At 61.3% G+C, this 13,707-nt stretch carries 8 protein-coding genes; 1 reads left to right on the top strand and 7 read right to left on the bottom strand.

The genetic code is table 11. The annotated features are described in order from the left end of the window. Window positions 1-2: 2 nt before the first annotated feature. The 5 genes from KBB96_RS00540 to KBB96_RS00520 form a co-directional block, all read right to left on the bottom strand. Window positions 3-518: a hypothetical protein gene (locus KBB96_RS00540; RefSeq protein WP_211631540.1), complete on the bottom strand. Its 516-nt coding sequence runs from the start codon at window positions 516-518 to the stop codon at window positions 3-5. A gap of 69 nt (window positions 519-587) precedes the next feature. Beyond that, window positions 588-5,012, bottom strand: a complete 4,425-nt coding sequence (locus KBB96_RS00535; RefSeq protein WP_211631539.1) for an Ig-like domain-containing protein — start codon at window positions 5,010-5,012, stop codon at window positions 588-590. Between the two features lie 253 nt (window positions 5,013-5,265). After that, a complete protein-coding gene (locus KBB96_RS00530) occupies window positions 5,266-5,904 on the bottom strand; it encodes a hypothetical protein (RefSeq protein WP_211631538.1) in 639 nt (212 codons plus the stop codon). Between the two features lie 10 nt (window positions 5,905-5,914). Next, the gene (locus KBB96_RS00525) at window positions 5,915-8,869 is read right to left on the bottom strand and encodes a choice-of-anchor D domain-containing protein (protein WP_211631537.1); all 2,955 of its coding nucleotides are present in this window, start codon (window positions 8,867-8,869) and stop codon (window positions 5,915-5,917) included. A gap of 347 nt (window positions 8,870-9,216) precedes the next feature. After that, entirely contained in the window at window positions 9,217-10,173 is a 957-nt protein-coding gene (locus KBB96_RS00520; protein WP_211631536.1) for a hypothetical protein, read from the bottom strand. Window positions 10,174-10,896: 723 nt separating this feature from the next. Between KBB96_RS00520 and KBB96_RS00515 the strand changes: the two genes are divergently transcribed. Beyond that, window positions 10,897-11,634, top strand: coding sequence for a hypothetical protein (locus KBB96_RS00515; RefSeq protein WP_211631535.1), 738 nt, complete (start codon window positions 10,897-10,899; stop codon window positions 11,632-11,634). 9 nt (window positions 11,635-11,643) lie between these two features. Here KBB96_RS00515 and KBB96_RS00510 read toward each other — a convergent pair whose 3' ends face one another. Continuing rightward, window positions 11,644-12,831, bottom strand: a complete 1,188-nt coding sequence (locus tag KBB96_RS00510; protein ID WP_211631534.1) for a Gfo/Idh/MocA family protein — start codon at window positions 12,829-12,831, stop codon at window positions 11,644-11,646. Window positions 12,832-12,843: 12 nt separating this feature from the next. Next, on the bottom strand, window positions 12,844-13,707 hold the full coding sequence (locus tag KBB96_RS00505) for a sugar phosphate isomerase/epimerase family protein (RefSeq protein ID WP_211631533.1): 864 nt from the start codon (window positions 13,705-13,707) through the stop codon (window positions 12,844-12,846).

Raw genomic sequence — 13,707 nt, 5'->3', positions numbered from 1 at the left:
AGCTACTTCTCGGTCTTCTCGCGGGTTCCCTTCTGGGTCTTCGCGAAAAAATCGCCGTTTCCTTCGACCTCCTTCAGCACCGCCTTGCGGAACGCGTCCACATCATCGGAAGGCTTCAGCTTGTCCGGATCCATGGCGGCCCATTGGAGGGAATCCCCATCCACCTTCGCCTTCACGATCATGAAGCGGTGTTCGGTATTCGGCTTGCCGGTGGAATCTCCGAGGAACTGGAGCTCCAGAATCTCCGGATGGCCGGACAAGCAGGGATAGCCCGTGAAATACCAGTGTTCGGTGGCACTGACCTGATAATCCACCACCAGCTTCTTGTCCGCGGTGCGGTGCACCACAAGATACTGATCCTCGTCCCGGCTGTCCGCTTCGCTGGCCGCCATTTTCCAACGGCCCACCAGATTTTCAGCGGAATCCGTGCCGGTAACGGCGCCCAGAGGCTTGTCATAGTGACAGGCGGCCATCAACACGACGACCACCGGCAGGAGGATGTTCTTCCATGAGATCATCCTCAAGTCTCTCACGGCGGGCGGCCGGCTTCAAGCTGGGAGCTGGCCGCCCGGTGACGATCCGATCAATCAAGGCGACAATGTCACTTTCACGCGCCCGAAGCGTCTGCCCGAGCTGGCGGGAGCCATGTCCGGCACCCTCACGCGATCCCAATCCGCATCCAGACTCTCCACTATGGACGAGCCGGTGGCGTCCGAGAAGTCATTCAATGACGAGCCGAACTGCGGGGTGTAGGTCAGCCCGGCAACGTTCTTGCGGCGCAAATACTGCAACCACAGCCGCTGGCCGCCGGACTCGGGATTGACGATCATCCGCGGCAATCCTGCCGTGGGCGACGATGTCAGATCGAGCGACCTGCGATCCGAAAGAGTCGGATCAAGGTTGAAGGAGAACTCCAGCAGCTTCGGCACGCCATCGCCATCATCATCCGCCAGGCGCGAACCCGGCGAGCCGTCCGTATCGTGCGAGAAGGCCCATTGCTCGAACGCGGTACGGTAGATCACGCTGATCGGATCGGACGCATCGTTGCCATTCGCGGAGGCGCTGGTGACCATGTTCGCAGGCAGCGACAAGGTGACGGGCGAGGACGTGGCCGACACCGAGACCACATAATTCGCGCCGCTGCCGGTGATCGACTGCACCTGGCCGCCGGTAATCGTGATATCGGATACCGTGAGGCCGGTGACCGACTCGGTGAAGCTGAGGCTCAGATTGAAGGAGCCATTCACCGCCACGGCCGGACCGCTCCACATCGGGAAAGGTTTCACCGGCTGGAGCTCGAGGCGGTCCATGCGCGTGCCGTCATCCCGGCCATAGAGCTGCATGGTATGGCTGCCCGCGGTCAACGTGAACAGCGAGGGATTGTTCACCGGATCACGACTGCTGTTCGCCAGATCCCAGTAATATTGCAACGATCCGATCTGGCCCGCCGTCTGGTTGGTATGCCAATCCGAGGGAGTCGCCCCATCGAAGCCGACGTAGAACGAATCGCTGCTCTGGTCGTCCGATCTCGCGAGGCCGCGGACCCGGTACTGTCCGGCACGCGGCACCACAAAGGTATAGGTGGCCTTCATGTTGGTATCGAGCGCGGTCGAGCCACCGCGGGTGCCCTGCGGCACCCAGATGTAGTAGCCACCGCTGGTCGCGGCATCCGCCACCTGCACGAACGCGCCCGCCAGGGTGCCCTGCTCCGCTTCACGGGCGAGGATGTAGCTGGAGTAAGGCAGCGAGATTGAAGTGCCCGCGCCCATGAGATTCGCCGCAGTATCGACGACCGCACCGGAACGGATCTCGACCCCTACGGTGCCCGGCGAACCGGGCGTGATGGTGAGCAGATAGTCCATGCCATCCGCCGCGATGCCCATCAGCGTTCCATTGGTGATATTGAAGTCGGACGCGGTCAGTCCCGTGACCGGCTCGTCAAACGTCAGGCCAAGCTGGAAAGTCCCGGCCACTGACACCGGGACATTGGTGAAGCGCGGTATCGGCGGCAGGGTGTCGTGGAAGTCGACCTGGAGTGTCGCGGAAGCGGTGCTGCCGAGACTCTTCGGATTCACCGCGTTCTGCGGCACCTGCACCGTCACGAGAGATGTGGAGGGCGAGATGGTCGCCACGTAGTAGTGCCCCTTGCCACGCAGTCCGAGAAGGCTGCCACCCGTGACCTGCACATCCGCCGCGGTGAAGTCCGTGACATCCATGTCAAAGGTGATGGTCGTTTCAAAGGCACCGTTCACGACTCCCGTGGGACCCGCGATATTGCAGCGGGCCGCGCGCGAGTTCGCCAGCTGATCATAACGGAAGGTGTCGGTCGTATTCGGCCAGGTGCCGGAAGTCATCAGCGTCCAGTTCACGCCATCGGTGCTGGTGTGGACCTGGTAGTTCTTGATGCGGCCGTTCTGGTTGCCCTGCCGCGGCACATAGACGAACCCGCCAACAGGCCGGGTCGATCCGAGATTGATGGTGATGTAGTGGGGTAGGGCGGCGATACCGCCCGTGCCGTAGCCGGTATGCCAGAAGGTGTTCACGTCACCATCGATGGCCCGGATGGCGGGGGCGGTTTCATCCACGGTCTCTTCACTGTCCACCGCTGCCACCGAAAGCTGGTTGGTCGGGATCGCCACGCCCTTGTCATCGAGAATCGAAAGCTCGCCCACCGAGGTCCATGGGTTGCCATTCACCTCCGCCGTGGAGGTCAGGCGCAGGTAGCGTGCCTGGAGCAGCACCTGGGTTTGGAACTCGGAGGGCGTGGTGCCGGCAAGATAGTTCTCCAACAAAGCAACCGCATCCTCATCCACCACGTTCTTCGCCAGCGGAGGCATCGCCACGCCATCCCCGGAGTGGGACATGCGCAGATGCACGGCGGAGAGACTCGGATCACCGGGTTTCAGATAGCGGCCGTCCACTCCCAGATCGGTGAAGTGACCCTGCACCGCCACGTCCATCAGCCCCTGGGAATTGAACGGCGTGTTGAGCCGTGCATCGAAGTAATCCACAAGCCCACCGGGCTGGTGACAGTGGGAACAGTTCGCATCCATGTAGGAACGCACGCGATGCTCCATCGGCGCCGTTTCATCATCGATGGCCCTCGATTGCAGGAAGTTCTTCACCTCGTCCGCCGTCAGCGTGCGGTCGAACATTCCCAGCGCATTGAAGGTGGTGAGCTGGTTGGCCGTGCGACCGGTGGCGGGATAGGTGTAGTTCTTGTTGAGTTGGTGGGTCCGGAAACCGAGCGCCTGCCCGCTGGTGGTGTTGTGGCAGAACACGCAGTCCGATCGTGACGGGAAATCCCACCGGCGTTGGACGGTCGAGCCATCGTTCAGGGTGATGTCGTAGTCCAGCGACTCTCCGCTTGTGAGCAGTTGCGCGTCCGTGCCTGCGGCATTCCACCGGTAGGTCAGGCCGTATTTGCCGCCATTCGCGGTGCAGACGATGAAGCGGGTTTCCAAGCGCCGCGTGACGGAAGGATTCCGTTCATCCAGCGGCATTTCGAAATGCTTCATCAACACCGTGCCCGCGGGGAACACCCAGTTGCCCTTTTCGCTGAAGGTGATCTTTTCCGCGGCGGTATCGTGGGAGCCATTGTTCGGCACCATGATCCAGCGCAGCTTGTGCGCGCCGTCCGACCACAGCGGCGTGTTCACGTCAAAGGGGACGAACCCGGGAGCGGTCGCCAGAGTGGACAGGTTGGAAAACGCCCCCGTCTGCGACAGCAATGCGGGCGGCTCGACCGAGGCTCCCTGAAGCACCAGCTTGCGGATCACGCCGCCAGTCTGATTGGTGCCGTTGATGTCCATCAGATAGACCTCTCCCGTGCTGTCCGTGCAGAAGTTCGCAAGCCCCGCCTTCGCTCCGGTGTGGAATCCCGTGATGATTTCCTCGATCACCGGTGCCGCGCCACCCGCGCCAATCGTAGCGGTCCACACCTTGCCGCGGATGTGATCGCCGAAGAGCACCTTGCCACCCAAGTAGGTGTTCCACTTCGTGCCACGGTAGCGCATGCCGCCGATCACGCAGGAACCGATGGTACGACCATAGTCGTAGAATGGTGCCACTTCCGTGCCGATGACCGTGGTCGGCTTGGTCCCCGGCCCGGTGATGGTTCCTTCCTTGAAGCCCCACTGGGCGTTGCCTCCTTTCGGCAGCACCGTGATCTCCTCGCGCGCGCCCTCCCCCACATCACCGATCCAGACATCGCCGGTGACCGTATCGTAGTGCGCGGTGTGGGGGCTGCGGAGGCCGATGGCATTGTACTCCTCCAGCACGCTGCCCTGGGTGTCGAGCCACGGGTTGTCATTGGGAATGCCGTAGCCCTGTGTCGAACTGTTCGGCCACGCGGCGGGTTTGTAGGCGTGGTTCGTCGGCTGGCGGCGGATCGCGTGGGATTTCGCCGGGTCGTTATTCACGTCGATGCGGAACACGCCGCTGAAAAAGCCGCCGTCGATCTTCTGCGTGTTCGCCAGCGCCTGGGAGAGACCGATGCTGTCACCGCCATCGCCGCAGGTGATGTTCAGGAAACCGTCGTTGTCGAAGAACATCGCGCCGCCGTTGTGCCACAGGTCGGGGTCGAACTGGTTGATGAGCACGAACTCACTGTTCGGATCCAGAGTGCCGGAAGCAGGCAGCCAGGTGAACCGGGACACCCGCCAATAGGAGTGGTTCGAATCCGCGCCGGTCAGGGCCGGCTTGTGATTGTAGCAAACGTAGGCGTAGTTCGCGTTAGGCGATCCAGATTGGCCGAACTGGGGATGAAAGACGAGGCTGTAAAATCCCTGGTCCTCCGAAGTCTGGGTTTTGGACGCCCAATCGAGCGCCAGCACCACCTGCGCCTGGGTGACCGCGGGATTGTTCGCAAACCGCCAAAGGCGGCCATCCTTGCCCACAAGCAGAAAATTGGTGGTCCCCGGAATCTCCGTCAGCATCAACGGATCGACGAAGGTGAGGTTCGGAAACGCGTTCGCCGTGGTCCAACCGGTCGCGGAACCGGGTGAGGTCACGGGAAAAACGCCATTGAAATAAGCTCCCACGGATTGAGGAGCGTCCAAACCGCCGGTTTGGGCACGCAAGCTGCTGGAAAAAAGACAGCCCAGACTTAGGGCGACCCAACAGAACCTGCTGATAGTGAGGGGACGGGGTAGTGCAATGACCATCCTCCAGAGCTATGTCTCCCAGAAAAAATGGGAACAAAAATCCGCGTCGAAACTGTTACATTTGCAACAATCTGCGCCTAAAAAAGACGCAGGATGATTATTATTGTCCGGATTGTGGCTGAGCGGTGAGCTTCTCGTGTGCTTTCCGGATCAGCGTCGCATCGTCGGCCTCCGGATCATCCACCTCAAAGCGCAGCAGTTCCCGGATATGGTCGCGGAATTCGCCGGTGGCATGCACGAGCAATGCGGCGCTGGCGGAAAGCTTTGCCGCCTTGCCCCGGTTGTAGAGTTCGTCCAGAGCGGTTTCACCAATCTGGCCGGACCACAAGCCGGGCTGACCGTAGATCTGGATGAATTCAGCAACGAGCTGCTTGTCCGTGGTGAGGTTCAGCGCATGCTCCAGAGCCTCTTGCCGCACCTCCTTGGTCTGGCGGGCATCGGAGAAGACGGTCCACAGGTTCCTGGCCGCCTGTTCGGACGGCAGGGAATCGTCGGCCAACCAAGCGTTGATCTGATCCAAGGTGCGCTCCGGTTCCGGACGCGGATCGCGGGCGGCTGGCCCTTCCGGAGTGGAAGGATTGGACCGCGCGGCACGGGTGGACGTGGCGTGGGCCTTGGCTTGCTCCGTGGCCGCTGCGGTATCCTTGGCGGCGGCGTCCTTGCCACGCATGAAAAGAACGACGGCACCGATGAACAGCGCCGTCGTTGCAACAAGGAGAATGAGCCGGGAACGGGACACTCGGGAGAGATCAGTTCGCCTTCGGAGCCATGGTCACGAAGCCGGTGATCTGGTAGCCCTTGAAGAGGCCGCCGACAAGCCGCTGTTTCTGCAGGATCGCGCCATAGACGCGGACCTTCGAGCGGCTGATGGCATCCGTGTAGGTGCCGGAGATGCTGCCGGTGTTCCGGACCACCCGGAGATCGAGCTTCGGACTGGTGCCGGACTTGATCTTGTCATCCAAGCCCCAGGTGAAGAACAGCGATTGGGCTGGCACGCCTTCCGCAGCGGCACCGATCTTGAACTCGGCGTTGTCCGTGCCCGCCACAATGCCGGGCATGGCGGACTGGCCTTTGGCCGGAGCGGTGTATTTCGCGCCCACGCAGTTGCGGGTTACCGCGAAGCCGCCCGGATAGTAGTCGTTGCTGTTGTTCGTCGGATACTTCTTCCAGAACACCGAGCCATCGAAGTCACTGACTCCCGGCACATCACGGAAAGTCATGCGGCCGGCAACGTAGCCCTTCTTCCATCCGCCGCTGATCGGGAACTGGAACTGCCAGACGTAGCGCGGGCTGACCTTGGTGGAGCGGGTGGAGGTGATGCCATCCCCCATGATGTACTGGCAGCGCACCGAACCATCGATGCGGACGGTGAGGAAGCCGATGCCATCACCATGCGGCTCGGTCGGCGGAGCCGCGTCATTGCCCGGGATGATCATGGTATAGGCACCGGTGAGGGATGCGGGCAGGGCGACCGCGCCGGAGCGGATCACATCGATGTGCAGCGTCTCGCCATTGTGAACGAGCGTGCCGATGATGCGGTTCGACCCATCACTACCCTGGTAGGTGCGGAACTTGATGACAGCGGTGCTGCCATCGGAAAGCTTGGTCGTTCCTTCGTAGGAGCCATCCGGGTTGAGGGTGCCCTTGAGCGTGATGTCCAGGCCGTCGACATTGCCCTTCGCGGTAAAGCCGCCCTTGGATGTCAGCTTGAAGCTGTCGAAGCCACCGCGGATCGTGTCGCCGGGATTGCCGTGACCGTCATCCTCGATGATGGTGCCGGTGAAGTCTCCGGCCAAGGTGGGATCGAACGGGCACTCGATGATGACCGGACCTTCCGGATCATCAATCGGCTGGCCGATGCGCGGCGCGCCACGGCCGGTAACGGTGAACGAATAGGGAGAAGCGGGATCATTGCTGTTTACCGTGATCACCGTGGTGCGGGCGCCGATGACGGAGGGATTGAAGCGCACGATGAGGTTCACGGAGCCACCAGCCTCGATGTCTCCGGATTGCGGAGCCACGATGGTGAAATCGGAGGAGAGACTGGAAGTAACGGACGTGATCGAGAGCGGCACGTTACCATTGTTGCGCAGCGGCCAGGTGTGATCGAGCTGGCTGCCATCCACGGCAATCGAGCCGTAGTCCGTGCCGTCCGTTGTGGTGGGAGTGGCATCGCCATTCACGATGACATTGCCCGCCGCGCCGATGATCAGGCTGCGCTGAAGGCCGGTACCGTTGACTTGGAACGTGAAGGGATCGCGACTGGTGTCATTGGTGCGCACCGTGACCAGCGCGGTGTGAAGGCCCATCGCCTGCGGAGAAAACACGATGGGCACCTGGAGCGAACCACCGGCGGGAATCGTCGCCGGCAGAGTGCCGGTGAAGGAGAAGTGGGTGTCAGGGCTGATGTCCACCGAGGTGATGAGCAACACGCCGGGACCGGCGTTGGTGACGTTGAAGTTGTGGGTCACCGGAGTGCCACCGACGAAGGCATTGCCGAAAGCGGTCTTGTCGGACGAATCGGGAGTCGTATCACCATTGGTCACGCCACCGAAGTCCATCGAAGAAGCGAGAGTCGCGCCCTGTGCGGTGAAGGTGTAGGAGCCTTCATCAAGGTCGTTGTTCTGGATGGTGATGATGGTGGTGTGGGTGCCCGCCGACTTCGGGATGTAGTGCAGGTTCAGCTCGGCGGTACCGCCCGGAGCCACGATCGGAGCGGGGCTGCCGGTGAAGTCCGCGGTGAAGTTGGTGCTGTCCGAAAGCGAGATGGAGCGCAGCAGCAGATTGCCGCTGCCGGTGTTCTTCACGGTGAAGTGGGACACGCCGCCGGGGAAACCATTCGAGATCGTGGCGAAAAGCGTGCCATCAGCGGATGCCGGGGTGGTGTCGCCGCTGGCGATGGAGAGGCTGTTGCCCAGCACATCAATCTCCGGCTGGGTGGCGAGGCCCTTCACCTGGAAGCTGTAGGTCGCGCCATTCGGATCGTTGGTGGAAACCGAAACCGTACCGGTCGTAGTGCCCGCGGCGGTGGGCGCGAATTTCACACCGAAGGTCTGCGTGCCACCGGGAGCGATCGAACCGGCAAAGCCGCCATCGAGCGTGAAGGAAGTGCCGCTGACCTGGATGCTGCTGACGACCAGCAGGGCATCTCCATCGTTGTAGAGGGAGAAGGAACGCGAGATGTCGCTGCCGACGGTCAGAGAGCCGAAGTCCGTATTGTCGTCGGTGGACGGCGTCGTGTCGTTGTTCGCGATCGTGGTCCCCTTCCCCGCGACGCGGGCCTTTGGCGCGAGACCGAAGCCCTGGATGGAGAAGGTGGTCGTACCCTCGTCGGAGTCATTGTTGCCGATCGTCACGGTACCGGTCTGAAGGCCCGCGGCGGTCGGTTGGTAGCTGACTTCGAAACTGGATGCTCCGCCCGCGGCCACGGTGCTGGACGCCGAGATCGTAAGGCTGAACGCCGCACCGGAAACCGTGAGCGAGGAAATCGTCAACGGAGTACTACCGTCATTGTAGATGTAAAACACCCGGGTCTGTGGCGAACTGCCGAGCGCCACGGAACCAAAGTCGGTGCCATCCACGGAGGACGGGGTCAGGTCGTTGTTGTTGATCGTCACCGAATTGCCGGTGACCTTGATTTCCGGTGCCGCAGCCGCGATCTGGGCCAGACCAGCGGCCGCGAATCCCATACAAAGGGACAACAAGGCGGTTCGTTTGAAGAATATCATCGGGGGTAGTTCCTATGGGGGTTTCCATCACGAATTCCGCGGTTTTCCACGCCTTCTGCCGATTCCTGGGGGGAGGGCACGAAAGCGCGGAAAAACCGCTGCAATCCATCATTGGGGGGCGGGCCGGGGGCGGATACTATCCGTTAGCCACTATTTATAGTTAAGATCGTTTAACTATTATCCGCAACCTGTCAATAGCCATGGATCGAATCTAACATACGCGATCATGCGGGATTCCCGGACATCACGTGCAATGTGCACGAAAAAGCCGCCGACATCTACGTCGACGGCAGTAGTTCGAGGAACCCTCTCCGTGTGCGGTGTTATTTCTTCACCGGCCAGAGCGTCCGGTTCGGCTCCTCGGCATCCGGGAAAATCTTGTTCTGCAGGCGGCAGGTGATCTCCCGTCCGTCTTCCGACGAGGAAACCCGCATCAGGTTCGGAGAGATCGGCGCACCGAGGCCATCGGAGCGTTTCATCTGCTGGCGGATGAAGGCCGTGTCCACCTTGCTGAGATCCGCGGGAGCACCATTGAAGCGGAGATTGGAAAACTTCACCTCCAGCGGTGGCAGGGCGGCGATGTCCGGACGCTTGTGGAGTTTCTCCGTGGAATAGAATTCGAGGAAGGCGGCATTCCTGCCATTGTGAACGAGCTTGTCTCCGGGGAAGCGCAGGGCGTTCACGAAGACGTCCTTGTGGGTGGCATGTTCGTGAACGAACGCGCCCACCCACGTGAACGGCTTTCCATCCGTGATCTGGGTATCGAGACGGCGGAGGGAGAAGGTATATTTGCCTGCAGTCCATGGATAGGGACGGCGGCCTGAAACGAAATTCCCCTCATAGTCCGCGGCCTCGACAAAACCTCCCGGCGTGGCACGCACGTCCGCAAGCGTGAGATCCGGCTTGTCACTCCAGCGTGAAAAAATGAAACCGTGGCCGCCGTGAAGCCGCTTGTGATCTCCGGGCTGCATGGCATCCCAGCCGTTGCAATTCGTCTGGATGCCGCCGTAGATCATGGAGCCATTGATGGAACCGCAGAATGGAGAGATGTAGAGATTGTACTGGTCCGCGGGAATGTCCGTGGAGATATCGATATCCACGGAAAACTCCGAAAAATCCCGCACCTCGCCCTTGGTATGCCACCAGAGATTCACCATATGCCATGGCAGGCCGGGCAGCTTTTCGGTTTCAGCCGGAGCGGTTTCAACCGCGGCATCGGCAGCCCGGACGACGGGAGTGAAGGCCGCAAGGGCGGCGAGAACAAGCGGACGGATCTTCATAAGACGGACAAACGGATTCGAAGCAAGCTACGCCCCGGGTCCGGGAGTTCTAGCCAACATCGGGCTACGGTTGAATTTTTGACCGAACGCCGCGCGTTTCCCGCGAACACGATCAAACATTGGAGTAAATCCAAACAACGTCACGGGAATGCGTTTGAGGGAGGGCTTTGAACTTGTTAGCAAAAGCCTGTGAACTTCCCTTGGCCTGAATGGTCGGCCTGCCTGATGGCTGCGATCTCCATCGGAATCGCAATGAAACGGGGCTGGAAGTGGACCCTCCCCGGAACCATCGCGATCCTTGTCGTTCTAAAAACAGGAAGCGCCGGGGCGTTTCTCCTGCCTCCTCTCGCTGCGACTCTCCTCCCGCTGTTCAAGTTTCCTTCCAAATGGAAAATTGCAGCCGCCCTGACCCTGCTGACCACTGGCGCGGGACTCTGCTGGCTGTTTCCCGAGCCATCCATGCCTCCCTTGCGCGGCCCTCACAAGGTGGGCACGAGGATTTTCGAAATACCCGCCGAAGGAGATGCCCCGAAGTTGTGCTTCCAGGTCTGGTACCCGGCGGAAAGTTCCGGGAGGGAGTTGGCCCCATGGTTGCCGGACCCGGCTCTTGCTCCATCCTTCCCATTCCATCGGCTCGGGAAGGCCTCCTCCCGCTCCTGGAGCAATGTCCCTTTGATCAAGCTCCCCCGCCCGTTCCCCATCCTTTTTTACGAACATGCGTGGATGGGCCATCGTGCGGAAAACGTCGCCCAAGTGGAGTTTCTGGCGAACAACGGCTTCGTCGTGATTGCCGTCGATCATCCGGGCCAGGCTTCGACGATCCGCTACGCCGATGGTTCGAGAACAGCCGGCAGGTTGATCTCCCCACCGGATCTTTCTTCCGATCAAGCCGTCGCCACCTTCAAAGCCGAGGCCGAACGCTGCATGATGGAGCGGGCGAATGATCTGGCGCGCGTGAGAAAGGCACTTGCGGCCAATCTCGTTCCGGAATGGCAGGGCCGCCTGCGGCTCGATCATGGCGGCGTGTTCGGGTTCTCATTCGGAGGCACCACGGCCATCCGTCTTTGCGCGAATGATCCGTGGTTTCAAACGGGAGCCAATGAAGATGGACTCGTTCTTGATACGGGCCGCTCCAAAGGACCGTTCCTCTATTTCGATGACGAGATCCCCACATGGCTCAAGCAACCGGCCGCAGCCGGGGAGACACCGGAGCAATCCCTGATCCGGCGCTCCGAGGAACTCACCTTGGAAGCCGCCAAAGCCCCCAGCTGCCAACGACTCGAAATGGACGGCACACGCCATGAGTCTTTCACCGACCGCGTCTTCCTCTGCCCCATCCCCCGCCTCGCCAAAGCAGGAAGGCGACCGGCGGTGGAAATCCACCACACGATCGCCTCCACTCTTGCGGGATTCTTCCTCCGGGAATCCGGCCCGTATGAAGAACCCGCAGGCACGCGTTAACCCGGAAAATCAAACGGAAGCCGGAACGGCGTGGGCGTGTCCCGCACCCTTGGCCGCACCATTGGTGCCCGGGGAACGGAACGACCACTCCGGCAGACGGATCAGTTCACCGCCTTTGAGCGCGGACTCATGGGCGAGGATGCCGGTGCAGGTGATGTTCGCGCTTTCGATGGCATTCGGATAGGAATCCTTGCCGGTCTTCAGCATGTTCACGAACTGGTGGACGAGGTGCGGGTGGGAACCACCATGGCCGGCACCCTGCGTGAAGGAAAGGTGATCCTCACCGGTATCACCACCGTAAACGCCGCCCTTGGTGAAGAGCTGGATTTCCTCCGGCAGATAGTGGGCGAAGTCCGGTGTCTCAACGCGGGATGGAATCTCCGGCTCCGGCAGCTTCGCGGTGTGCATCACCAGCGGTTCGTGCTCGATGAGCGGCCATTCCACGGACTTCTTCGAGCCATAGACCTCGATGGACTCGCGGTACTGGCGGGCGACATCGAAAAGCGAACGATAGACCTGAGCGGAAAGATCGCTGTCCTTGAACTTGATGTGGCAGGTCTCCACGGCGAACGGAGAGCCATAGCAGGAGTGCATCTCCTCGCGAATCGTACCGGAGCCGAAACAGGAAACATACTCCGCCTCGCCGCGGGTCAGACCGAGCACCGGACCCACGCAATGGGTGGCGTAGTGCATCGGCGGAAGACCCGGCCAGTAACCCGGCCAACCATCCATATCCTGCTGGTGGGAAGCCTTGATGAACTGGACCTTGCCGAGCTCGCCCTTGTCGTAGAGCTCCTTCATGAACAGGAACTCGCGGGCATAGACCACGGTCTCCATCATCATGTACTTCAAGCCGGTCTCCTTGATGAGCTGCACGATCTGGCGGCAGTCCTCCACGCTGGTCGCCATCGGCACGGTGCAGGCCACGTGCTTGCCGGCCTTCAGAGCCTTGATCGTCTGCGCCGCGTGGTCGGGGATCGGCGAGTTGATGTGAACGGCGTGAACGTCCGGATCCTCCAACAACTCATCGTAGCTGGTGTAGCGCTTTTCGATGCCGAACTTGTCGCCCACCTCATCCAGCTTGGACTGGGTCCGCTGGCAGATGGCATACATGTTCGCGTCCTTGTGGCGCTGGTAGATCGGAATGAACTCGGCTCCGAAGCCGAGGCCCACGATGGCGATATTGATACCGGACATGAGGTGGTTTGGTTATGGTTGGGGTTGAGCAAAGAGCGTTTTGAGAAAGGCGAGACCGCGGGACGCGAATTCGTCCTGATCCGCGGTGAAGCGCTTCCAGATGCACACCGCACCTGCCAGGTCGCGGTTGTCGGGGGTGAAAGATTCGATAACGACGGAGCCGGTATAGCGGATTTCCCGCAAGGCGTCGCGAAAAGAAGTCCAGTGGGTCAAACCGGTGCCGGTCACGCCGCGGTGGTTTTCGCTGACCTGCACGTGGATGAGGTCCTCCCCGGCCAAACGGATGGCCGCGCCGAGATCGGCCTCCTCGATCGTCATATGGAAGCTGTCGATCATCACCTTCGCCGCCGGGTGGTCGATGTCCCGAACGAGGCGTAAGGCGTCCGCGGTGTTGTTGACCAGATCGGTTTCGAAGCGGTTGATCGGCTCGATCGCCAGAGCCAATCCGCGATCCCCGGCCTCCCGGGCCACGGTACGCAGCTCGCTGGCGGCGAGATCCCATTCCCGCTTCCGCTCGTCCGGATGAAGCTGCCGGGCCTTGCCGACCCGGGAATACATCGGCCCGGCCACGAAATCCGCACCAAGTCCTTCCGCAATGTTCATGAGAGAGGAAATATACCCGCGGGTGGAGGCGCGGACCGCGGCGTCCGGATCGGTAAGGTCGCGGCCCGGCCCGAAGGCACCACAGATATGCACCTTGAGCCCCGTGGCCTCGATCACCGGCCCGAGCACCGCCGGATCGACCAAGGCTGGGTCTTCGATGGGAAGCTCGACCGCCTCGAAGCCGAGAGCGGCGATGGCTTCGATAAGTGCGGTCTGCTTGGAATCGAAGGGTGAAGTCCAAAGCCAGGTGCTGGCGCCAAAAGTCGGTTGCAT

It is taken from the genome of Luteolibacter ambystomatis, from assembly GCF_018137965.1.
In the GTDB taxonomy this organism is placed as follows: domain Bacteria; phylum Verrucomicrobiota; class Verrucomicrobiia; order Verrucomicrobiales; family Akkermansiaceae; genus Luteolibacter; species Luteolibacter ambystomatis.
Note: the sequence above shows the minus strand (reverse complement) of the source record. Positions and strands in the feature narration are given on the sequence as shown.